General features: G+C 62.3%; 18 protein-coding genes and 1 pseudogene. 5 read left to right on the top strand and 14 right to left on the bottom strand.

What is annotated here, in order from left to right:
- Positions 1–4: 4 nt before the first annotated feature.
- From rseP to rpsB, 8 genes are read right to left on the bottom strand one after another with little or no spacing between them, the layout of a single operon-like run.
- Positions 5–1,363 carry an RIP metalloprotease RseP gene (gene rseP / locus ACE3P0_RS16580; protein ID WP_374403838.1) on the bottom strand — a complete coding sequence of 453 codons (1,359 nt, stop codon included), beginning with the start codon at positions 1,361–1,363 and terminating at the stop codon, positions 5–7.
- Positions 1,360–2,550 (bottom strand): 1-deoxy-D-xylulose-5-phosphate reductoisomerase, encoded by a 1,191-nt coding sequence (ispC, locus tag ACE3P0_RS16585; protein ID WP_374403858.1) that lies wholly within the window; start codon positions 2,548–2,550, stop codon positions 1,360–1,362. Before ispC ends, rseP begins: the two co-directional genes overlap by 4 nt.
- A complete protein-coding gene (locus tag ACE3P0_RS16590) occupies positions 2,550–3,365 on the bottom strand; it encodes a phosphatidate cytidylyltransferase (RefSeq protein ID WP_374403839.1) in 816 nt (271 codons plus the stop codon). Before ACE3P0_RS16590 ends, ispC begins: the two co-directional genes overlap by 1 nt.
- A gap of 3 nt (positions 3,366–3,368) precedes the next feature.
- Complete coding sequence (gene uppS / locus ACE3P0_RS16595; RefSeq protein WP_374403840.1) at positions 3,369–4,145, bottom strand: polyprenyl diphosphate synthase; 777 nt, start codon at positions 4,143–4,145, stop codon at positions 3,369–3,371.
- Between the two features lie 36 nt (positions 4,146–4,181).
- Positions 4,182–4,739, bottom strand: coding sequence for a ribosome recycling factor (gene frr / locus ACE3P0_RS16600; RefSeq protein WP_374403841.1), 558 nt, complete (start codon positions 4,737–4,739; stop codon positions 4,182–4,184).
- Positions 4,740–4,755: 16 nt separating this feature from the next.
- On the bottom strand, positions 4,756–5,472 hold the full coding sequence (pyrH, locus tag ACE3P0_RS16605; protein ID WP_374403842.1) for a UMP kinase: 717 nt from the start codon (positions 5,470–5,472) through the stop codon (positions 4,756–4,758).
- A 10-nt stretch (positions 5,473–5,482) separates the two neighbouring features.
- Positions 5,483–6,382, bottom strand: a complete 900-nt coding sequence (gene tsf, locus ACE3P0_RS16610; protein ID WP_374403843.1) for a translation elongation factor Ts — start codon at positions 6,380–6,382, stop codon at positions 5,483–5,485.
- 47 nt (positions 6,383–6,429) lie between these two features.
- Positions 6,430–7,185 carry a 30S ribosomal protein S2 gene (gene rpsB / locus ACE3P0_RS16615; protein WP_374403844.1) on the bottom strand — a complete coding sequence of 252 codons (756 nt, stop codon included), beginning with the start codon at positions 7,183–7,185 and terminating at the stop codon, positions 6,430–6,432.
- Between the two features lie 258 nt (positions 7,186–7,443).
- Here rpsB and map point away from each other — a divergent pair, with 258 nt between their 5' ends.
- Both map and ACE3P0_RS16625 read left to right on the top strand, forming a co-directional pair.
- The gene (map, locus tag ACE3P0_RS16620) at positions 7,444–8,262 is read left to right on the top strand and encodes a type I methionyl aminopeptidase (RefSeq protein WP_374403859.1); all 819 of its coding nucleotides are present in this window, start codon (positions 7,444–7,446) and stop codon (positions 8,260–8,262) included.
- Between the two features lie 4 nt (positions 8,263–8,266).
- A complete protein-coding gene (locus tag ACE3P0_RS16625) occupies positions 8,267–10,849 on the top strand; it encodes a [protein-PII] uridylyltransferase (RefSeq protein ID WP_374403845.1) in 2,583 nt (860 codons plus the stop codon).
- A gap of 23 nt (positions 10,850–10,872) precedes the next feature.
- Here the strand turns inward: ACE3P0_RS16625 and def are convergent, their stop codons facing one another.
- Positions 10,873–11,406, bottom strand: a complete 534-nt coding sequence (gene def, locus ACE3P0_RS16630) for a peptide deformylase (protein WP_374403846.1) — start codon at positions 11,404–11,406, stop codon at positions 10,873–10,875.
- Positions 11,407–11,416: 10 nt separating this feature from the next.
- A complete protein-coding gene (locus ACE3P0_RS16635) occupies positions 11,417–12,151 on the bottom strand; it encodes an S-methyl-5'-thioinosine phosphorylase (protein ID WP_374403848.1) in 735 nt (244 codons plus the stop codon).
- A 125-nt stretch (positions 12,152–12,276) separates the two neighbouring features.
- Between ACE3P0_RS16635 and typA the strand changes: the two genes are divergently transcribed.
- Positions 12,277–14,094, top strand: a complete 1,818-nt coding sequence (gene typA / locus ACE3P0_RS16640) for a translational GTPase TypA (RefSeq protein ID WP_374403849.1) — start codon at positions 12,277–12,279, stop codon at positions 14,092–14,094.
- A 107-nt stretch (positions 14,095–14,201) separates the two neighbouring features.
- On the opposite strand, the gene galU is transcribed toward typA, so the two are convergent.
- Genes galU through smc form a run of 4 tightly spaced genes read right to left on the bottom strand, consistent with a single transcriptional unit; the run spans position 14,202 to position 21,782 of the window.
- Positions 14,202–15,077, bottom strand: a complete 876-nt coding sequence (gene galU, locus ACE3P0_RS16645; protein WP_374403850.1) for a UTP--glucose-1-phosphate uridylyltransferase GalU — start codon at positions 15,075–15,077, stop codon at positions 14,202–14,204.
- Positions 15,074–17,149 (bottom strand): NAD-dependent DNA ligase LigA, encoded by a 2,076-nt coding sequence (gene ligA, locus ACE3P0_RS16650; RefSeq protein ID WP_374403851.1) that lies wholly within the window; start codon positions 17,147–17,149, stop codon positions 15,074–15,076. Before ligA ends, galU begins: the two co-directional genes overlap by 4 nt.
- Before the next feature lie 8 nt (positions 17,150–17,157).
- Positions 17,158–18,243 carry a cell division protein ZipA C-terminal FtsZ-binding domain-containing protein gene (locus ACE3P0_RS16655; protein ID WP_374403852.1) on the bottom strand — a complete coding sequence of 362 codons (1,086 nt, stop codon included), beginning with the start codon at positions 18,241–18,243 and terminating at the stop codon, positions 17,158–17,160.
- Between the two features lie 8 nt (positions 18,244–18,251).
- Entirely contained in the window at positions 18,252–21,782 is a 3,531-nt protein-coding gene (gene smc, locus ACE3P0_RS16660) for a chromosome segregation protein SMC (protein WP_374403853.1), read from the bottom strand.
- Positions 21,783–21,948: 166 nt separating this feature from the next.
- Between smc and dapC the strand changes: the two genes are divergently transcribed.
- Both dapC and ACE3P0_RS16670 read left to right on the top strand, forming a co-directional pair.
- Positions 21,949–23,154, top strand: coding sequence for a succinyldiaminopimelate transaminase (gene dapC, locus ACE3P0_RS16665; protein ID WP_374403854.1), 1,206 nt, complete (start codon positions 21,949–21,951; stop codon positions 23,152–23,154).
- 49 nt (positions 23,155–23,203) lie between these two features.
- Positions 23,204–23,575, top strand: a pseudogene (locus ACE3P0_RS16670) (2,3,4,5-tetrahydropyridine-2,6-dicarboxylate N-succinyltransferase); the annotation flags it as partial.

Raw genomic sequence — 23,575 nt, forward strand, 5'->3', positions numbered from 1 at the left:
AGAGTCAGGACAACAACCGGGTGATGTCGTTGAAAAAAGCGAAGGCCATCAGGCTTGCCAGCAGCGTGAAACCGATCTGCTGGCCGATCTCCATGACTTTCTGTGAGACAGGGCGCCGCATCAGGATCTCGGCCAGATAATACATGATGTGTCCGCCGTCCAGCAGCGGGATCGGTAACAGATTAAGAACGGCGATGCTGATGCTGATAAGCGCCAGAAAACGGACGTAGGCGTCAGCACCGATGCGCGCCGACTGCCCGGCGTAGTCGGCGATCGTTACCGGGCCACTGATGTTCTTCAAGGAGACGTGCCCCGTTACCATCCGACCGAGCATCTTCAGCGAGAAACCAGCCATTTCCCAGGTCTGACGCACCGCACGACCGAAGGCCTCAACGGGGCCATAGCGAAGCTCTACCAGTAGGCGCTCGCGCCAAGCGCCGTCAGACTGCACTGCAACGCCAATTCGCCCGATCGACTTTCCATGCTCTTCGTGTGCCTCGGGCACGACACGCATCTGCGCGCGTTGCTCGCCACGGCGTACCTCCACCGACAGCGCCCGCCCCGGCGAAGCGCTTACCTCACGAACGAGATCTTCCCAATTCGAGAGCACTCGACCATCGATCTTCTCAATCCTGTCCCCTGCCCTTAATCCCGCTTTCGCTGCCGGCCCGTTGTCCGCGACGCTACCAATGATCGGCGGCACTGCAGGGCGAAACGGCAACAGGCCGAGATCCTTAAGCGGGTCAGCTCGCTCCAGATCGTCACCCAAGCCGTTCGTCTCCAGCAGCGCAATCCGCTCGCCGCCCGCCGAGCGAAGCTTGAGTTCGACAGAATGGTCATCAACAAGATGCCGCAACAATGCCCACCGCACATCGGTCCATGAACGCGTGAGCCTGTCGCCGACAGCAAGCACTTCATCGCCGGCACGCACCCCCGCGCGCCCCGCAGCACTCTCAATCGACGGCTGAGCAACGATGGGTCGCAGCTCGGAGACGCCGTGCATGAACCCAACCCAGTAGATGAGTACCGCTAGCAGCAGATTCGCCAACGGGCCGGCGGCCACGATCGCGAGACGCCGCCAGACCGATTTGCAGTTAAAGGCAAGCGCCAGTTCGCTTTCAGGAACCGGTGCTTCGCGCTCATCGAGCATTCGGACGTAGCCGCCCAAAGGAACGGCACACAGCACCCACTCGGTGTCACCTGGGCGCCTCTGATGGCGAAGCAAGACACGGCCAAAGCCCAAGGAGAAGCGCAGGACTTTCACGCCACACAGGCGCGCGACGATGAAATGGCCAAACTCGTGAACAGTGACCAGAACACCGATCGCCAGGACGAAAGCCCCGATGTACCAGAGAATGCTCACATGCAGCTCCGCGAACGGTTGGCGACAAACGCCTGAGCGACCTCACGCGCCGCAGCGTCAGCCGCGAGCACGTGCTCAAGCGATTCCTGAGCCCCGGTGTCGCAGGAGTCAAGGACCGCCGCCACCGTCGTAGCAATATCCAGAAACGGAATCTTCCGATCCAGAAAGGCAGCCACAGCCACTTCGTTTGCGGCATTAAGCACGGTTGGCGCGAGGCCGTCTGCGCTGAGCGCCGCATAAGCAAGACCAAGGCACGGAAAACGTGTCAGATCCGGCTTTTCGAAGGTCAATCCCATCACGGACGCAAGATCAAGCGGTTCAACGCCAGACGCAATCCGGTCCGGATAAGCCAACGCATGCGCGATTGGCGTACGCATATCCGGATTGCCAAGCTGCGCCAGCACCGAACCGTCCGCATACTGGACCATTGAGTGAATGACACTCTGCGGATGAATCACTACATCGATTCGATCGCCACCCACACCAAAAAGCCACCGCGCCTCGATGACCTCAAGGCCCTTATTCATCATGGTGGCCGAGTCGACCGAAATTTTGCGCCCCATGACCCAGTTTGGGTGCGCAACCGCCTGATCGGGCGTGACTGATTTAAGTTGCTCGGCAGACCACGTGCGAAACGGTCCACCAGACGCTGTCAGCAAAAGTTTCGCGACGCCGGAATTCGGCAGGCCGTACCCAAAGCCGGCCGGTAAGGACTGAAAGACCGCGTTGTGCTCGCTATCAATCGGCAACACGGTTGCACCCGCACGTCTCGCCTCATCCATGAAGATGCGGCCAGACATCACTAGCGCTTCTTTATTGGCAAGCAAAACGCGTTTGCCGGCTCGGACGGCCGACAAGGTAGGCGCCAGGCCGGCAGCGCCAACAATGGCGGCCATGACGGTGCTGACATCACGATGCGCTGCCACTTCACACAAGCCAGACTCACCAACCAGGATATCGCATTGAATCTGCCGCTCGGCCAGCATCGACTGAAGCGTCTCTCGCGCCGCGAGATCGGGCACTACGGCACACTGAGGGCGAAACACCGCGATCTGATCTGCAAGCCTATCGAGCTGCCGGAATGCAGTGAGCGCAAAGACTCGGTAACGATCTGGATGGCGAGCAACGACATCAAGCGTGCTCGTACCAATCGACCCGGTCGCACCAAGGATGGTCAGCGTTTGCATCATTGGCTTGCGAGTCTCCAGACCAGCACCCACAGCGCCACGAGCGGAAGCGTCGACGTGAGGCTGTCGATGCGGTCAAGCACGCCACCATGCCCCGGAAGCAGCGCTGACGAATCCTTGATCCCCGCTTGTCGTTTGAGCAGCGACTCAAACAGGTCACCGATGACACTCAGCGCGGACAACACAAGCAGAAGCATAACCGTAACCGGCCACCCCAAGCGCTGAGGAACCATCGGCATCCAGATGGAGAACACCACGACACCGTAGATCAGAACGCCTAACAGCCCAGCGTAGACGCCCTCCCAGCTCTTGCCGGGCGAAATCTCGGGCGCCAACTTGCGACGACCAAACGCGCGACCGCCGAAATATGCGGCAATGTCGGCGACCCAGACAACCGCCATCACAGCCAGCATCATCCAGACGTTTGCCTCGCGCAGACGCGCGAACGCCACCGCGGCCGGTAGCAGCACCACGAGCCCCAACAGCAATGGAAGTACGGCCCCTTCAGCAATGAGCCAGCGCTGCTTGAGCCAGGGCGGCGCAAGTAGCATCCAGAACAGGGCGGAGAGCGCAAACAACGCCGTATCGATCGCCGGCGAGCCTATCGCCGCAAACGCCACAACTGCGGCGGCAACGATCAGGCCATACCCCCAGCGCACGGCAGAAGGCAGCCGAAACAGCCCCGCCCACTCCCAAGCGGCGGCGAGGCCGAGCAAGCCACAAGCGCCCCACCATCCCGAGGTCGGCAACAGGAATACAGCGGCAAGCAGCCCCGCCAACATCAACAGGGCCGTAACAACACGTTCGCGCAGCATTGCTTACTCCGTCGCGCTTGGCGTCTGTTCTAGCACTTGCTCACTAGTACGACCGAAGCGCCGTTCGCGCTGCCGATAGGAGTCAAGCGCAAGGTCAAACGCTGCCGCATCGAACTCAGGCCAGAGGGTTTCCGTGAAATAGAACTCGGTGTAAGCCAACTGCCAGAGGAGGAAATTGCTGATTCGCTCCTCGCCGCCCGTCCGAATGAAAAGGTCGGGCTCAGGCGCATCAGAAAGCGCCAGGAAAGGCGCCAGATCTTCTTCCTGAAAACCCGAACGTTTCTCAGGATGCGCCGCAAGCATGGATTCAATCGCGTTGAGGATGTCCCATCGACCGCCGTAGTTAGCGGCAATCGTTAGAGTAAGGCCGGTATTTTCAAAAGTCAGCGATTCCGCATTGGTAATCATCTGCCGGATCTGATCATCAAACCGGCTCAGATCACCAACAACCCGGAACTTGATGTTGTTGCGATGAAGCTTCGCGATTTCCTGCTGCAACGCTTTCAGGAACAGGTTCATCAGAAAACTGACTTCATCCGCTGGACGACGCCAGTTCTCTGAACTGAAAGCGAAAAGCGTCAGGTGACGAACGCCGCGATCGATACAGGCGGACACAATCTGGCGAACGGTCTCGAGACCGCGCTTGTGGCCCGCGACGCGCGGCATCAGGCGCTTGCGCGCCCAACGCCCGTTACCGTCCATGATGATCGCGACGTGCAGTGGGACCGTGTTTACGGCGGGCACGTCGCGGGTACTGCTGAAAAATCGGCTGAGCGCCATGATAGGAGGGGACTCCGCCTAGAGGTTGGCGGGTCCTCAGACCTGCATCAGGTCTTTTTCTTTCTCGGCGAGCAGCTTGTCGACTTCCGCCACGTAGCGGTCAGTCAGTTTCTGAATGTCTTCCTCGGCCCGACGCTCGTCGTCTTCCGAGATTTCCTTCGCCTTGACCGCATCCTTGAGGTGGTTGTTCGCATCACGGCGAAGGTTACGCACGGCCACGCGCGCATTCTCCGCTTCGCCACGAACCACCTTGATCAGGTCCTTACGACGCTCTTCAGTCAATGCGGGCATCGGAACGCGGATGGTATCGCCCATCGCGGAGGGATTGAGGCCGAGATCCGAGTCGCGGATCGCCTTCTCGACCTTCGCCAGCATGGTCTTCTCCCACGGCTGCACACCAATCGTGCGAGCGTCGAGAAGGTTGATGTTGGCGACCTGATTAACCGGCACCATGGAGCCGTAGTAATCCACTTGCACGTGATCGAGCAGACCCGCATGGGCACGCCCGGTACGCACTTTGCCGAGGTCGTTCTTCAACGCCTCGACAGACTTCTGCATCTTCTGCTCGGTATTCTTCTTCAGATCGGCAATCATGTTTTGAGTCCTTGTTTCAGATATGCACCAAAGTGCCTTCGTCTTCGCCCATCACGACACGCTTGAGCGCGCCGGTCGCGAAGATGCTGAAAACCTTGATCGGCAACTTCTGGTCGCGACACAACGCAAAAGCAGTTGCATCGAGCACCTGAAGATTGCGGGCGATCGCCTCGTCAAAACTGATCTTTGCGTAGCGCGTGGCTGACGGATCCTTCTTCGGATCGGCGGTATAGATACCATCGACCTTGGTCGCCTTCAGCACGATCTCCGCACCGATTTCAGCGCCGCGCAATGCGGCTGCCGTATCCGTTGTAAAGAACGGGTTGCCGGTGCCGGCAGCAAAAATCACAACCTTGCCATCTTCCAGGTAGCGAATCGCCTTACCCCGGATATAGGGCTCGACAACGGCTTCCATATTCAGTGCGGATTGAACGCGCGCAACGACGCCCACATGCTTCATAGCATCGGCAAGCGCCATGGCGTTCATGACGGTTGCCAACATACCCATGTAGTCGGCCGTTGCGCGGTCCATGCCGCTTGCAGCGCCGGCCATGCCGCGGAAGATGTTTCCCCCGCCGATGACCACGCCAACTTCCACCCCAAGGCTCACCACCTCCGCTACTTCCTGGACGATCCGGGACACGACATCGCGATTGATACCGAAGGCATCATCGCCCATCAGAGCTTCACCGGAAAGTTTGAGCAGAATGCGGCGGTAGGCGGGAGCGGTCATGGGTTAGTCCTCAGCGTTGTGCGGCGGCGGCAGCGGCTTGAGCCGCAACTTCTGCTGCGAAGTCGGTCGTCTTCTTCTCGATGCCTTCGCCAACGATGAACAGCGTGAAGCTGTGAACCGTTGCGCCCTTGGCCTTGAGCAGTTGCTCAACCGTCTGCTTGCCGTCCTCGGCCTTGACGAAGACCTGACCATACAGCGTCACGTCCTTGAGGAACTTCTGCACGGTACCTTCGGCGATCTTTTCCAGCATCGCTTCCGGCTTGCCGGCTTCCTTGGCCTTCTCGATGGCAACGCGACGCTCGGTTTCAATCAACTCGGCCGAAACGCCGGACGCATCCAGCGACTTGGGCTTGTTGGCAGCGATGTGCATCGCCAGATCCTTGGCCAGCGCCTCGTCACCACCCTCGACGTCGATCAGCACGCCGATCTTCGAGCCGCCGTGGATGTACTGAGCAACCTTGCCCTTGGCCTCGACGCGCACAAAGCGGCGGATCGACATGTTCTCGCCGATCTTGCCCACCAGTGCAGTGCGAACCGAATCCACCGTACCTTCGCCGAGCGGCAGCGCCGACAGCGCGGCCACGTCGACCGGTGCCTTGCTGGCAACCAGTTCAGCGCAGTCGCGTGCGAGCTTCAGGAAGTCGTCGTTTTTCGCGACAAAGTCGGTTTCGCTGTTGATCTCGACGATCGAAGCGAGCTTGCCGTCGGCCGAAATAAACGTGGAAACCACGCCCTCAGCAGCGACGCGCGCGGCGGCCTTGGTCGCCTTGCTGCCTAGCTTGACGCGCAGAATCTCCTCAGCCTTGGCCATATCGCCAGCAGCTTCGGTGAGCGCCTTCTTGCATTCCATCATCGGAGCATCGGTCTTCTCGCGAAGCTCCTTAACCATGCCTGCGGTGATTTCCGCCATGCTGACTCCTTAAATTCAGTTAATGCAGTGGATCAATCCGAAGCGGCTTAGGCCTGCTCTTCGGTGCCTTCGTCCACTTCAACGAATTCGTCTGCTTCACCAGCGGCGACGATCTCGTTGATCACCTGGCTACGGCCTTCCAGCACGGCGTCAGCGACACCGCGGGCGTACAGGCGGATCGCGCGGCTCGAGTCATCGTTACCCGGGATCACGTAATCGACACCTTCCGGCGAGTGGTTGGTATCGACCACGGCCACAACTGGGATACCGAGCTTTTTCGCTTCGGTGATCGCGATCTTGTGATAGCCGACGTCGATGACAAACAGTGCATCGGGCAGACCGCTCATTTCCTTGATGCCGCCGATCGACTTCTGCAGCTTCTCGAGCTCGCGCGTCGCCATCAGCGCTTCCTTCTTCGAGAGCTTTTCGATCGAGCCATCCTCAACCATCTGCTCCATTTCCTTCAGACGCTTGATCGACTGCTTGACCGTCTTGAAGTTGGTCAGCATGCCGCCGAGCCAGCGCTCGTCAACGAAAGGCATACCAGCGCGCTGAGCTTCTTCAGCGAGGATCTCGCGAGCCTGACGCTTGGTGCCAACAAAAAGGATGGTGCCGCGGTTGGCTGCCAGCTTGCGCGTGAAAGCCATCGCTTCCTGGTACTTGGCCAGGGTCTTTTCGAGGTTGATGATATGAATCTTGTTGCGATGGCCGAAAATGAACGGGGCCATCTTGGGGTTCCAGAAACGGGTCTGGTGGCCGAAGTGAACACCGGCTTCCAGCATCTGGCGCATAGTCACGGACATGTTGATTCTCCGATCTAAGGGTTAGCCTCCGTCCCTGGTGGCCGCGCAGAGATCGCGACCTCAGCCCGCTTGTGCGGGACCCTTGCAACAGGGACGTGCGTAGTTCGCTATACCCCCCATGGGTATAGCCAAGCCCGCGATTGTAGCAGGTCAGGCGAGGTTCTCTCAAGCCAGGCAAGCGCGAACAGGCCGGCCATGTGGCCGACACCCGCGAAAGCAGCTAACCTTTCAGTTTATTTTGCTGCTGTCACAACAACAATGAGCGTCACCATCAAAACCCCCGCGGAAATCGAATCGATGCGCATTGCCGGCCGCCTCGCGTCCGAAGTGCTGGATTTCATCACCCCGCATGTACAGCCAGGCGTAACAACTGAAACGCTCGACCGGCTGTGCCATGACTACATGGTGAATGTGCAGGGAACGATCCCCGCGCCGCTCAATTACGCGCCACCCGGCTACACGCCCTACCCCAAGTCAATCTGCACATCGATCAACCATCAGGTTTGTCACGGCATTCCCGCCAACAAGGCGCTCAAGCGTGGCGACATCGTCAATCTGGACATCACCGTCATCAAGGACGGCTTCCACGGCGACACCAGCCGGATGTTCATCGTCGGCGGCGAGGCCAGCATTCTTGCCAAGCGCCTCTGCCACATCACATACGAATGCATGTGGCTGGGCATTGCGCAGGTTCGCCCCGGCGCGCACCTTGGCGACATAGGCCACGCGATCCAGCGCCACGCGGAAGGCGCCGGGTTTTCGGTGGTGCGCGAATTCTGCGGCCATGGGATTGGTCGGAACTTCCACGAAGAGCCGCAGGTGGTGCACTACGGCCGCCCCGGCGCCGGCCTCGAACTCAAGCCGGGCATGATCTTCACGATCGAACCGATGATCAATGCGGGCAAAGCTGCAATTTCAGAACTACCGGACGGCTGGACGATCGTAACGAAAGATCGCAGCCTCTCGGCTCAGTGGGAACACACCGTTGTGGTGACCGACACCGGCGTAGAAGTACTCACCCGTTCCGCAGGTACGCCGGCCATCCCGGACATCGTCGCCAAGCAATTCGCTGTCTGATCCGATGAGCAACCCTGCCGGCAGCGACGACCTGCGGCGCGTCGCGGAGCACTTGCGCAAGCGGGTTGCCGATGGTCGCGCGCAACTCAAGGCGGCCTTTGACGCAAAACCGGAACCCGCCAAGCTCCTCCACGAACACGCGCTGCTGGTCGATGGCGTACTGCGCGACCTCTGGGCAGCCGCGGGATTGCCTTCGAATACGGCATTGGTCGCGGTGGGTGGCTACGGCCGCGGCCAGTTGTATCCGCATTCAGATGTAGACATCCTGATCCTGCTCGGCGAGGAACCTGAGCGAGAGACGCGCCAACGTATCGAGCAACTCGTCGGCGTGTTCTGGGATATCGGACTAGAGGTCGGCCATAGCGTCCGAACGATCGACGAATGCCTGGAGGAGTCGGGCCGCGACGTAACCGTCCAGACAAACCTGCTTGAGGCACGCTGGCTGTCGGGCGACGAAGCCCTAGTTTCGACGCTACTGGCCCGACATAGCGAGGCCCTTCACCTACCAAGCTTCTTCATTGCCAAGCGCGCTGAACAAGAACAGCGCTACAACCGATTCAACGACACACCCTATTCACTTGAGCCGAATTGCAAGGAGAGCCCAGGCGGCTTGCGTGACATTCAGACTCTCGTGTGGATCTCGCTCGCATCCGGGCTGGGTTCAAGCTGGGAAGCACTTGCCGAGCAAGGGCTCGTGACTGCGGAAGAATGCGCAGAACTGAACAAGTCAGAACGCTTTCTGCAGAACTTGCGAATCCGCCTGCATCACCTCACCCGCCGGCGTGAAGACCGCATCCTCTTTGACCACCAGGAAGCGCTCGCACGCGCACTGACCATCTCGGCAACAACCACGCGACGCGCTTCAGAAGTGATGATGCAGCGCTACTATCTGGTCGCAAAGAAGGTTACCCAGCTCAACGCGCTGCTGCTGCAGAACCTCGCCAGTCGCATCCTGCCGAGTGGCCTCGACGCTCCAACGCCGATTGATGCGCGTTTCTGCAAGCGTCAGAACCTGCTCGACGTGCTGGACGACAAGCTGTTCATCAACGAACCGTCAGCGATTCTTGACGCCTTCCTTCTGCTCGAACAGCACGACGAACTCAAAGGGATGACGGCGCGTACGCTACGCGCGCTTTGGCAAAGCCGCGGACGGGTGGATGCTGTCTTTCGCCGAAATCCGGAAAACCGTCGGCGTTTCCTTGCGCTGTTCCAGCAACCGCAAGGCATCACGCATGTTTTCCGGTGGTTGAACCAGTACGGCATCCTCGGTCGCTACATCCCGGCCTTCGGTCAGATCGTCGGGCAGATGCAGCATGACCTCTTTCATGTGTACACGGTCGATCAGCACATCCTTCAGGTGATGCGAAACGTCCGCCGCATGACGATGGATGAGCACGCGCACGAGTACCCGCTTTGCACGCGACTGATCAGCGCCTTCGACCGAACTTGGCTGCTCTACATCGCTGCACTGTTTCATGACATTGCCAAAGGCCGCGGCGGTGACCATTCGAAGCTCGGCATGAGTGACGCGCGCCAGTTCTGCGAGGACCACGGCATCTCGGCCGAAGACACCGATCTCGTCGAGTGGCTGGTCGGTGAGCATCTGACGATGTCGCAGATCGCACAGAAGAGCGACTTGTCCGACCCAGACGTGATCAGGGGGTTTGCCGCGCTAGTGAAGGACGAGCGACGCCTCACCGCCCTGTACCTGCTCACCCATGCGGACATTCGCGGAACCAGCCCGAAGGTTTGGAACGGCTGGAAGGCCAAGCTACTGGAAGACCTGTTCCTCACCACCCAACGTCTGTTGCGCGGTGATACGCCTGTACAGGCCAAGGGCTTGGCGGAACGCCAGGACGAAGCGCGCGCGCGACTGCGCTTCTATGGCCTTGTCGAGGGGGTTGAGCGCCCGCTTTGGGAAGAGCTCGACACCGTCTATTTCATGCGCCACGACATCGACGAGATCGTCTGGCACACCCGCATGCTCTACTACCGCCCGGCCAGTGGCGAAGCCGTCGTCAAGGCGCGTCCGAGCCAGGTTGAGCAAGGCCTGCAGGTGATGGTCTACGCGCCGGATTCGCAGGATCTGTTCATGCGCCTGTGCGGCTTCTTCAGCCGTCAGGGCTTAAGCATCCTGGACGCCAAGATCCACACCACGCGGCACAACTACGCGCTGGACAGCTTCGTGCTGATGGACCCGAGCGGCGACGAAAACTACCGCGACATCGTGCCGCTGATCGAGCACGACCTGACGCAACGCCTGCGCACACAGGCGCCGATCGACAAACCGGGCTCGGGGCGCCTTTCGCGTCAGGTGCGCCATTTTCCGATCACACCGGAAGTGGCGATCAGGCCGGACGAGCGCGGCCAGCACTACATCCTGGCCGTTGCAGCAGCGGATCGACCTGGACTGCTGTTCGACATCGCCAGCGTACTGGCGGAATGCCGCGTCAATCTCCATACCGCGAAGATCGCCACACTCGGCGAGCGCGCAGAAGACACCTTCCTGATTTCCGGCCCGGACCTTGGGGCTACCAGCGCGGTCGTTCGCCTGGAAGGCGCGCTGCTGGCACGACTACAACCCTGACGCGACGGCGCGGCGACTATGACTCAGTCGTCGCGCGTCGCGTCCAACCCAGGGAACAGGATGTCGGTGAAGCCAAAGCGGCGGAAATCCTGCACCCGCATCGGATACAAGACGCCATCAAGGTGGTCGCATTCGTGCTGCACCACACGCGCATGGAATCCGCTCGCTTCACGTTCGATCGGCTCACCCGAGACACCGAAACCGCTGTAGCGCAAACGCGAATAGCGGGGCACGACGCCTCGGAAGCCGGGCACAGACAGACAGCCCTCCCAGCCCTCCTCCATCTCGTCGCCGAGAAAAGTGATGACGGGGTTGCACAGGATCGTCAGCGGCACCGGCTCGACATCCGGATAGCGAGGATTACGCTCAACACCGAAAATGACAACGCGAAGATCGACGCCGATCTGTGGCGCGGCAAGCCCGGCACCGCTCAGATGCCGCATCGTGTCGAACATGTCCTCGACCAAGCCGTGCAGCTCGGGCGTATCGAAACGTTCGACGGGTTGGGCCACACGCAGCAGGCGCGCGTCGCCCATTCGCAAGACTTCGCGGATCACGGCGCCGACCTCAGCCGCAGATGCGGTCGATTACATGCCGCACACGCCCCATTGCGGCCTGCGCAGTCTGCTCGATCTTCTCGAAGCGGATCTCGTGCTCGCTGTCGGCGCGCCCGGCCGCCCAGTTGACCACGACGTTCAGCGCCGCATACGGAAGATCCAGTTCGCGTGCCAGAGCGGCTTCCGGCATACCAGTCATGCCAACCACATCTGCGCCGTCGCGTGCAAGACGTTCGATTTCGGCGGCCGTTTCGAGGCGCGGCCCCTGCGTGGCGGCGTACACGGCACCATCGACGACGGTTTCGCCAGCCTCAACAGCTGCGGCGAGGATGCGTCGCCGCAGCACGGAGTCGTACGGCTCCGTGAAATCCACATGCACCACGGGGCCATCCACGCCATCGAAGAAGGTGCCGCGGCGGCTGTGTGTGTAGTCGATGATCTGATGCGGCACCACCAGCACGCCGGGCCCGAGATCGGCACGGATGCCGCCAACGGAAGCCACCGACAGCACACCGGTCGCGCCGGCCTTGTGCAAGGCCCACATGTTGGCGCGGTAGTTGACCATGTGCGGCGGAATCGTATGGCCGTAACCATGACGCGCTAAAAACACCACATTCATACTGCAGACTCGGCCGAACAGCAGCACACCGGACGGCTCACCGTAAGGGGTGCGCACCACCTCGCGACGTTCTATGTTGAGGTTGGCGAGCTGGGTAAGACCACTACCGCCGATGATCGCGAGCATGGATTTGGCTTTCCGGTAAATTCTGGACAGCCGAAAATGTTAGCACGCAGCATTCCGGAATTTCGCTGCACCGCGACATGCCCGTGCTAGAATCCTGCCCTTTTTCAAAGACTTGGCAAAAATCAATGAGCCGCGCAATCCGTAACATCGCCATCATCGCTCACGTCGACCACGGCAAAACCACGCTGGTCGACCAACTGCTGCGCCAATCCGGCACCTTCCGTGAGAACCAGCAGGTCGCAGAACGCGTGATGGACTCCAACGATCTGGAAAAGGAGCGCGGCATCACGATTCTTGCCAAGAACTGCGCAATCCAGTACGGCGAGACACACATCAACATCGTCGACACCCCGGGACACGCCGACTTCGGTGGCGAAGTTGAGCGCGTGCTGTCGATGGTCGACGGCGTGCTGCTGCTGGTCGACGCGGTCGAAGGCCCGATGCCGCAGACCCGCTTCGTGACGCGCAAGGCGCTCGCGATGGGCCTCAAGCCGATCGTCGTGATCAACAAGATCGACCGCCCGGGCTCGCGTCCGGACTGGGTGATCAACCACACCTTCGACCTGTTCGACAAACTCGGCGCAACCGAAGAGCAGCTCGACTTCCCGGTCGTCTACGCCTCGGCACTGAACGGCTACGCGATGCTCGAGGCGGACAAGCCGGGCGCCGACATGACCGCGCTGTACGAAGCGATCCTCAAGCATGTGCCGCAACCGGAAGTGGATTCCGACGCGCCGCTGCAGCTGCAGATCTGCTCGCTGGATTACTCGACTTACGTCGGCCAGCTCGGCATCGGTCGCATACGCGCCGGCCGCATCCGCCCGAACCAGGAAGTCGTCGTGATGTACGGCGACGAGAACCGCGGCAAGGCCAAGGTCGGCCAGGTGCTGACCTTCAAGGGTCTGGAACGCAGCCAGGCGGAGTCCGCCGAAGCCGGCGACATCGTGCTGGTTTCCGGTATCGATCAGGTGAACATCGGCGTCACGATCTGCGATCCGGAGAAGCCCGAGGGCATGAAACCGATCGCCGTGGATGAGCCGACGCTGACGATGAACTTCATGGTGAACTCCTCGCCGCTCGCCGGCCGCGAAGGCAAGTTCGTCACCAGTCGCCAGATCCGCGAGCGCCTTGAGAAGGAACTGCTGAAGAACGTCGCGCTGCGCGTGAACTACACCGGCGACTCCGACGTGTTCGAAGTCTCGGGTCGCGGCGAACTGCACCTGACCATCCTGCTCGAAAACATGCGCCGTGAAGGCTACGAGCTGGCGGTTGGCCGTCCGCGCGTGGTGTTCAAGGAAATCAACGGCGAAAAGTGTGAGCCGTACGAGATGCTGACGGTGGACGTCGAAGAGAACCACCAGGGCGGGGTCATGGAAGAGTTGGGCCGCCGCCGTGGCGAGCTGCAGGACATGCAGCCGGACGGTAAGGGTCGTGTGCGCCTCGAATACCGCATTCCCGCGCGTGGCCTGATCGGCTTCCAGGGCGAGTTCCTGACGATGACGCGCGGCACCGGCCTCGCCAGCCACGTGTTCGACGACTACGGCCCGATGGCCGGCGTAATGGCCGAGCGCCGCAACGGCGTCCTGATCTCGCAGAACGATGGCGAAGCCGTTGCCTACGCGCTGTGGAACCTGCAAGACCGCGGCCGCATGTTCGTCAGCCCGGGTGAAGCGCTGTACGAAGGCATGATCATCGGCATCCATACCCGCGACAACGATCTGGTCGTGAACCCGATCAAGGGCAAGCAGCTGACCAACGTTCGCGCTTCGGGTACCGATGAAGCGGTCCGCCTGACGCCGCCGATCTCGCTGACGCTGGAATCGGCGATCGAGTTCATCGCTGATGATGAGATCGTCGAAATAACACCGAAGTCGATCCGCCTGCGCAAGCGGCATCTGAAGGAAACCGATCGCAAGCGGGCCGCGAAAAACGACGCAGTCTGATTGAGCGCGGCTTAGCCCGCACTCAGCAAAAAGGGCAGCCCGATGGCTGCCCTTTTTCATTCCGATTCGAAAGAGGCGACTCGCCCTCGCCGCCTGCTCACCGCATTTCAGCTGTGCCCGAAACGCTCAGCCAGGAAATTCTTGAAGTCGGCGCCGATTTCCGGATGACGCATGCCCAGCTCCACCGTGGCTTTCAGGTAGCCCAACTTGTCGCCGCAGTCGTAGCGGGTTGCATCGAAGCGATATGCGAGTACCGATTCTTCGCGCAGCAAAGCAGAGATCGCATCGGTCAGCTGCAGTTCGCCGTGCGTACCGGGTTTCAGATTGCGCAGATGCTCGAAGATCTGCGGCGTCAGGATGTAGCGGCCGACCACCGCAAGGTTCGAAGGCGCCTCCTCCGGCTTCGGTTTCTCAACGATCCCGGAAATGCGGCGTAGATCGCCCGACTCCTTCTCGGTACTCACAACACCATACGAGCCGGTCGCCTCGCGCGGCACTTCCATCACGCCCAGCACCGAGCAGCGGTTGTAGTTGAACACGTCCGCCATCTGCTTGGTGACCGAGGTCGTGCCATCGAGCAGATCGTCCGCGAGCAGCACGGCAAAGGGTTCGTTGCCGACCACCGCTTCGGCGCACAGCACTGCATGACCGAGGCCAAGCGCTTCGGCCTGGCGGATGAAGATGCAGTTCACGCCCTTGGGGATCGTGTCTTCGACAATCTTCAGCATGTCGTGCTTGCCGCGCGTGACCAGCTCGTTCTCAAGCTCGTAGGCCTTATCGAAATGGTCAGCGATCGCACGCTTGGTACGGCCGATGATGAAGACCATGTCGGTGATGCCGGCATCCGCCGCTTCTTCCACCGCGTACTGGATGATCGGCTTGTCGACGATCGGCAACATTTCCTTGGGCATCACCTTGGTTGCCGGAAGGAAGCGGCTACCCAAGCCAGCTACCGGAAAGACCGCCTTGCGAATTCGCTTCATTGTTCTTGTTCCATGGTTTCTGGGGCGCTGCCACCGTCTCGAAGCAGAGCAAGAAGTGCATCCTCGTCGAGAATCGTGACACCCAACTGTTGCGCCTTGTCGAGCTTCGAGCCCGCTTCGGCGCCGGCAACGACATAGCTCGTCTTCTTCGACACCGATCCGGCCACCTTGGCGCCCTGCGCCTCGATCAGCGCTGTCGCTTCATCGCGAGAGAGTGTCGGCAGCGTACCGGTGAGCACGAAGGTCTTGCCGGCCAGCGGCGCCGATGCGGCGGCATCAACCAAGCCCGCCGATTCGGGCCAATGCACGCCCGCCGCGCGCAATTGCTCAACCACCTCACGGTTGTGCGGCTCGGCAAAGAAGCCGGCAATGCTGGCTGCAACGATGGGGCCAACGTCCGGCACGGCAAGCAGCGCCGCTTCGTCGGCGGCCATCAGCGCATCGAGTGCGCCGAAGTGTCGCGCGAGATCCTTCGCGGTCGCCTCGCCAACGTTGCGAATTCCAAGCGAGTAGATGAAGCGCGCGAGCGTCGTGTTACGGCTGCGATCGATCGCGTCGACAAGGTTCTGTGCCGACTTCTCGGCCATCCGATCAAGGTTCGCCAGCGCGACGACGCCGAGTTTGTAGACGTCGGCAGGTGTGCGAACAATCGCCGCGTCGACAAGCTGATCGACCAGCTTGTCGCCCAAGCCCTCGATATCCATTGCGCGCCGGGAGGCAAAATGCAGCAGCGCCTGCTTGCGCTGTGCGGGGCAATACAGTCCGCCGCTGCAGCGATGGTCCGCCTCGCCTTCCTCGCGCACGACGGCTGAGCCGCATACCGGACATTGGCCCGGCATCTCAAACGCGTTGGTTCCCTCCGGCCGTCGCTCCGGTAACGAGGAAACGATCTCCGGAATCACATCCCCTGCGCGCCGAACCACGACGCTGTCGCCGACACGAACATCCTTGCGCGCCACCTCATCGTGGTTATGAAGCGTCACGTTGGTCACCGTCACGCCCCCCACGAAAACCGGTTCCAGCCGAGCCACCGGCGTCAGCTTGCCGGTACGCCCGACCTGGACCTCGATACCAAGCACACGCGTGACCACTTCCTGCGCAGGATATTTGTGCGCCACCGCCCAGCGCGGCTCGCGGGTGCGGAAACCGAGCCTGCGCTGTAGCGCGATGCTGTTGACCTTGTACACAACGCCGTCGATGTCGAAAGACAAGGCATCGCGCTGTGCGCCGACGCGCTCATGAAAGGCGACCAGCCCCTCCGCGCCGGCAGCCACACAGCGCTCGCTGCAGACCGGAAAGCCCCACTGCTGAAGCTGATCGAGCAACGCGGCGTGCGTATCCGTGGCGGTCCAACCGGCTGTCTCCCCAAGCCCATAGGCAAAGAATGACAAGGGGCGTTGTGCGCTGATCGCGGGATCGAGCTGCCGCACACTGCCGGCTGCAGCGTTGCGCGGGTTGACGAAGGTTTTCTCGCCGCGAGCCAGCTGTCGCTCGTTCATGCGCGCAAAATCGTCGCGCCGCATGTAAACTTCACCACGCACCTCGAACACTTCGGGCGGTGCATCGGTATGCAGGCGAAGCGGAACCTGGCGAATTGCGCGAATGTTCTGCGTTACGTCTTCACCTGTTTCACCGTCGCCGCGCGTCGCCGCCTGCACCAGCACGCCACGCTCGTAGCGCAAGCTGATCGCAAGCCCGTCGAACTTCAGCTCGGCAGCGTATTCGACGGGCGGATCGGTGTCGGTCAGCTCAAGCTCACGCCGTACCTGCGCATCGAATGCGCGCGCACCGCTTGCTTCGGTGTCGGTTTCGGTTCGGATCGAGAGCATCGGCACGGCATGGCGCACCGGCGCGAACTGAGCGAGCGGTTTTCCACCGACTCGCTGCGTCGGCGAATCGGCGGTACACAGTTCCGGGTACTGGGCTTCCAGCGCCTGCAGCGCCTGGAACAGGCGGTCGTACTCGGCGTCCGGCACCAGCGGTGCGTCCTGCACATAGTAGGCGTGGTTGTAACGCTCAAGCGTAGACCGCAGGACAGCCGCCTGCTCGAAGGCCTCACGGGGAGCAATCATGGGTGGCCTCAGGTAAAGAGGCGCAGCGCGAGCATGCTGCCAGCCGGCACACCCTGGCGGTCCATCTGCTCCTGGAACTGCTGAACCTGGCTGCGGATCATTGACAGCGAGGCATCGCTGAGCGCCTTGCCATTGTCGTCAACCAGATGACCGTGCAGCGCGCCGGCGAACTGGCGCGCCAGCGCCACCATGCGGTCGAAAGCTTCGACGCCGCTTGCGACGCGCGGCACGTCAAGGCTCAAGGTCACGCCACTGCTACTGCCGTGACGCAGCGAATCGGGCGAGAACAACGCGGCGTCGCGGTTGGCAAGCACGAAGAGGCTTTGTCCGGCATCGTCGCGCGCATGGAAACAACCATCGCTGTCGAGTATCAGCCCGGCCGCTTCTGCCAGACCGCGCAACTTCGTGCCCGGGAAGGCTTGCTCACCGGCGACCACGTTGACCGCAATCTGGATATCGAGCGCAGCGCAGAACTGGTCCACGCCCTGCGCCAGCGTCAACGCTTCGGCCCGATCCATGAAGCGCGGCACCGCCATGAACTGATCACACACGCGCTGAATCGCGGCGCAGAACGCGTCCACTTCGCGCTCGCCCACTGCGCCGCGGCGATCCGCAAGCTGCATGGCAGCACTCATGCGCGTGAAGCTGCGCTTGTCACCAGCATCCAACGCCAGCCACGCATGGGCGGTGTCATCGAAGCCATACCAGCGTACCGCTCGATGCACTTGCGACAGGGGGCCGCCGGCGCCCTGCACTAGGGCGCCGCCGACTACGCCAGCCGGCGCTTCAATGCGCGCCACGCAATCGATCGCGCGCGCCTCCAACGGCAGCTCGGGTTCCGCCGCCCGGCCAATCGGCGGCTGCGCCGGGATACGTGCCGACGCTGGCTCCATCCTGCCACCGGGCTCTACCGGCTCTGCCGGGCCGCCCGCCGCGCCCGCCCCTTCGAGCAGCACATCGCGGTGCTCGGAGCGGAACGCCTTCTCGGCGTTGCGGCGCGCCTTGCGTTCCTGCCAGGCGTTGTAACCCAGGACCAACACCACCACGCCGGCGCCGGAACCAATCAGACCATAAAGGAGTTCGTTGCCTGCCATGAGACCTCTCAAGCCGCGACTGGATCAGCCAGGCGCAGCGCTTCTTCGATATCCACCTCGACCACGCGCGATACACCCTGCTCCTGCATGGTGACGCCGACAAGCTGGCGTGCCAGCTCCATCGTGATCTTGCTGTGACTGATGAACATGAACTGCGTGATCGCCGACATGCGTTTGACCATCGCGCAGAACCGTTCGGTGTTGGCGTCGTCGAGCGGTGCATCGACTTCGTCGAGCAGGCAGAACGGCGCCGGATTGAGTTGAAAGAACGAAAAAACCAGCGCGATTGCGGTCAGCGCCTTCTCGCCACCCGACAGCAGGTGGATCGAACTGTTCTTCTTGCCGGGCGGGCGCGCCACGATCTGGATGCCCGCATCAAGGATTTCGTCCCCGGTCAGGATCAGCTGGGCCTCCCCGCCGCCGAACAGCTGCGGGAAAAGCTCGCCGAACTGACGATTGACCGTATTGTACGTCTCCTGCAATTGCTCTCGAGTCTCACGATCGATGCGACGGATGGCGTCTTCCAGCGTGCCGATCGCCTCGTTAAGGTCGCCCGACTGGGCGTCAAGGTAGCCTTTCCGCTCTTCGGCGGCGAGCAACTCTTCCACTGCCGCAAGGTTCACCGGCCCCAACTCGGCCAGCTCGCGCGTGAGGCGGTTGATCTCGCGCACCAGCGTCTGGTCTTTCGGGCCCGCGGCAAGCCGCGCAGCGAACTCGGATTCGTCCAGTTCGATCTCCGCGAGGCGCTCGTCATACTGTTGCTGCCCGAGCTCAGCCGCCTGCAGCTTCAGGCGGGCCTCGGCGAGCGAATCATTCAGCGGCCGCAGCGCGAGTTCGGCACGCAAACGCGCCTCATCGAGTTCGCGCAAACGCGTGGCGGCCAGATCAAGCGCTTCGCGGCTTTGCGCAAGCAGGGCTTCGCGGGACTCACGCATCTCCAGCGCGCCCTGCAAGGCGTCGCCGATCGGCGTTTCATCCAGCCCCGCCTGTTCGGCCTCGGCTGCTTCGCGCTCCCGGGCACAACGCACGATCTGCTCGGCTGCCTGCGATAGTTGCCGCGCCAGGTCATCGAGCTTGCCGTGGCACTCCCGCTCAGAGAACGCGGCTTCCTGCACCTCACGTGCAAGCTGCTGTTCCTGCTGGCGCAAGGCGCGCAAGGTGTTGTCCTGCTGCTGCGCAATACCCTCCGTGGCTTCGAGGCGTTCGCGCAATTGTTCGGCGCGCTCTTCCTGCACCGATTGCGCGGTGATGGCGGATTCCAGGTGGGTCCGTTCCGCAGCCACCTGCACATCGAGTTCCTCGATATCGCGCAACAGCTGGCCTGCACGCTCGTCATAGCGTTGCTGCGCCTGTCCGAGTTGCACCGCAGCGAGCTGCTCACGATGCGCCGTTTGCTGGGCGGCCTGATGCTCACGGCGCAGCGTGGCGAGCGATTCCTGAGCGCGATGACTGGCCGCTTCGGATTCGGCGAGCGCAGCATGCGCAGCCGCCGCTTCGGCTTCGAGCGCCTCGACATGCGCTTCGAGTTCTTCGAGTTCGCGCTGGCGTTCCAGCACGCCGTGCGTGCCGGCATCCGCCCGCAGCCAGGAGCACGCAGCGCGGCTCAATTCACGGCCGGCACGGTCGATCAAACGCACATCTGCCGGCAAGGACGCGACCTGCGCAAGCCATTCGCGGCAATCCTCAACCGCGCGCACGCCGCGTAGCCAGACTGAAAGCCCGGCCGCCCAAGCCTCGCCGTCCAGCTGAACCAGGCTCAGCAGCGGCACCCCCGGCAGCGCACGAGCGGCGTCATCGGACTCGGCAGATGGAACGCCCGGCAAGCCCAGCGAAACGCTAGCCGGCGGCTGCGCGGCCAGTGCATCGGCGGCCGTTGCCACGTCGGCCACCTGCAAGGCGTTGAAGTGCTCGCGCAGCACGGTTTCGACTGCCAGCTCCCAACCCGGTTCGACGCGCAGCGACTGCCACAAGGGCTTGGCGCTATCGAGCCTACGTGATCTGAGCCAATCCGACAGAGCGCCGGGCGCGGCAGCTTTTTGCTGAATTCGCAGCAGCGCCTCGCGTCGCGCGCGCGACTCGGTGAGATGGCGGTTGGCCTGACGCTCAGCGTCCTGGGCACTGCGCACGGCAGCGAGAAGCGCGGGCAGACTGGCGGCACCGTCGTCGAGCGCTTCCTGCAGTTGTTCAAGGCGAGCGGTTGCGACTTCGGCGGCCGCTTCGGCTCGCGAGAGCGCCTCGGTATCCGGCGCCTGCAAGGCGTGCCGCTCGCTTTCGATACGCATGCGCCGCTGGACCAGGGTGTCCAGGGCCCGCAGGGCGCTCGCTCGGCGCGTCTCTTCAACCCGCAATTGCTGCTCGGTGCTGCCCAGTTCGTGACGCAGCGAACGCGTCGCGGCTTGGGCACCCGCGAGCGCGTCTTCGGCCGACGGCAAACGCGCGGCGAGTTCTTCGTGGCGCGACTGAGCTTGTTCGTGACGGAGCTCGGCGGCGTCCAGCAAAGATTCCCAGCGTTGCCGGTCGCCGTCGGCCGCATCGCGTTGTGCAATCCAGCGCGCTTCGTCCGCGACTAGTTGGCTAACGCGGCTGCCCAGCATCTGCCGGCGCTCGCGCATGCGCGTCATTTCGCCTTCCAGACGCGTCACCTCGCCGTTGGCGGCGTACAAGTCGGCCTGGGCCGCGTGCAATGCGTCCGATGCCTTGTAGTGGGTTTCACGCGCGGACTCAGCGAGCGCTTCGGCTTCGCGCAGGCGTGCAGTCTCGGCTTCGATACGCGCCGAGGTTTCCGCCACCGCCGCGGCAACCCGGGCTGCGTCTTCGCGTGCCTCGTTGCGACGCAACAGCCACAGCAGGATCTGCTGTTCGCGCAAGGCTTCGTTGAGCGACTTGTAGCGGCGTGCGACTTCGGCCTGACCGGAGAGGCGCTCGATCTGCGCGCCGAGCTCGTTCCGGATGTCTTCGACGCGGGCAAGGTTGTCGCGCGCATCCGACAAACGGCCTTCGGTCTCCTTGCGCCGCTCCTTGTACTTGGTGACGCCAGCGGCTTCTTCGAGGAAGCCGCGCACATCTTCGGGGCGCGCCTCGATGATGCGCGAGATCATGCCTTGTTCGATGATCGCGTAAGCGCGCGGGCCAAGGCCGGTACCGAGGAACAGATCGATCACGTCCTTGCGGCGGACGTGGATGTTGTTGATCCAGTAGCTCGATTCGCCCGAACGATCCAGCACCCGCTTGACCGAGATCTCGGCGTATTGCGACCACTGGCCGGCTGCGCGCCCCTCGGCGTTGTCGAACACCAACTCGACGCTGGCGCGGCTGACCGGCTTGCGGGTGGTGGAGCCATTGAAGATGACGTCCATCATCGATTCGCCGCGCAGCGCGCCAGCGCGGGATTCGCCAAGGACCCAGCGCACCGCGTCGATGATATTGGACTTGCCGCAGCCGTTCGGGCCAACGACGCCGACCAGCTGACCGGGCGTGAGCACGGTCGTCGGATCGACGAAGGACTTGAACCCGGCGAGTTTGAGCTTGGAAAGGCGCACGTGAGCGGAACCGGAACTGGCGTGGGCGCGGCAATCGGCGGCGCGGCGGGCAAAACGGGTGGCTATAATATCACCCCCGCAACGCTGCCCGGCATGCCAGCAAGCACGCCGCAATGCGCAGCGCCAAGCCCGTCACACCGACCGCAAGCCTCGCCTGGAGCCCGATTTGAATCCGCGCCTCGACCTGCTGCAGCCCTATCCGTTCGAACGCCTTCGCCAGCTGTTTGCCGGCGTCGAGCCACCGGCAGGGCAACGCCCGGTGCGGCTTTCGATCGGCGAACCGCAGCACGCCACGCCGGCCTTCATCCAGGAAGCGCTGGTGATAAACCTGCGCGGCCTGTCGGCCTACCCCACTACCGCGGGCGGCGACGCGCTGCGCGAAACGATCGCCGCTTGGCTGACACAGCGTTACGCACTGACACCTGTCGACGCGGCGCACGAAGTGTTGCCGGTGTGCGGTTCGCGCGAAGCGCTGTTCGCCTTTGCACAAGCCGTGGTCGACGCCTCGGCAACCAAACCGCTGGTTGTATGCCCGAACCCGTTTTATCAGATCTACGAAGGCGCGGCCTTGCTCTCAGGCGCCGAGCCGGTGTTCCTGAATCAGCTACGCGAAAACGACTTCGGCCTTGATCTCGACTCGCTTACGGCCGACGAATGGTCGCGCGTACAGCTAATGTTCGTCTGTTCGCCGGGCAACCCGACCGGGAAAGTTCTGCAACTCGAAGACTGGAAGCGCCTCTTCGAATACGCCGACCGTTACGGCTTCGTGATCGCGGCGGACGAGTGTTATTCCGAGATCTACTTTGACGAAGGCAAGCCGCCGCTGGGCGCGCTGGAAGCCGCCAAGGCGCTTGGGCGCAATGGTTATGAACGGCTTGTGGTGTTTTCAAGCCTTTCCAAGCGCTCCAACGTGCCGGGCCTGCGCTCCGGTTTCGTCGCGGGTGATCGCGCGGTGCTGAAGCAATTCCTGCTCTATCGCACCTACCACGGCTGCGCGATGAGCCTGCCGGTTCAGGCCGCCAGCGTGGCTGCGTGGCGCGACGAAACCCATGTGCGCGACAATCGCACGCTGTATCGTGAGAAATTCGCCGCGCTCAAACCGATTCTTGATCCGGCGCTCGATGTGCAGCTTCCGGATGCCGGCTTCTACTTCTGGGCTCGCACGCCAGTCGATGACCGCGAGTTCGCGCGGGAGCTGTTCGCGGCGACGCACGTTACGGTTCTACCCGGGCAGTTCCTGTCGCGCGAGAGCCGCGGCGTGAATCCGGGCGCTGGCTTCGTGCGGATCGCTCTGGTGGCCTCGCACGATGAATGTGTCGATGCCGCACAACGGATCGCAGGCTTCGTGGCGCGTCGCTTCGGCACCGCCTGACCGAATACCTTTTGCTTACTTTCAACCACCAATTATCGAGGTCCCCCTGATGAGCAACCTGCAAACCATCATCGAAAACGCGTGGGAACAGCGCGCCGAAATCAATCCGGGCAATGTGGCCGCCGAACTGCGCGACGCGATCGAGCACACGATTGCCGATCTGGATGCCGGCCGTGTCCGCGTTGCCGAGAAGATCGATGGCAACTGGGTGACGCATCAGTGGGTGAAGAAAGCCGTGCTGCTGTCTTTCCGCGCCAACGACAACGTGCTGACGGACGACGGCGTGAACAAGTATTTCGACAAGGTGCCGACCAAGTTCGCGAACTGGACCGAGGCGGATTTCCGCGCTGCCGGTTTCCGCGCAACGCCCGGCTCCGTCGCGCGCCGCGGCAGCTTCGTCGCCCGCAACGCGGTACTTCTG

Source organism: Niveibacterium sp. (assembly GCF_041909475.1).
Taxonomy (GTDB): Bacteria; Pseudomonadota; Gammaproteobacteria; order Burkholderiales; family Rhodocyclaceae; genus Niveibacterium.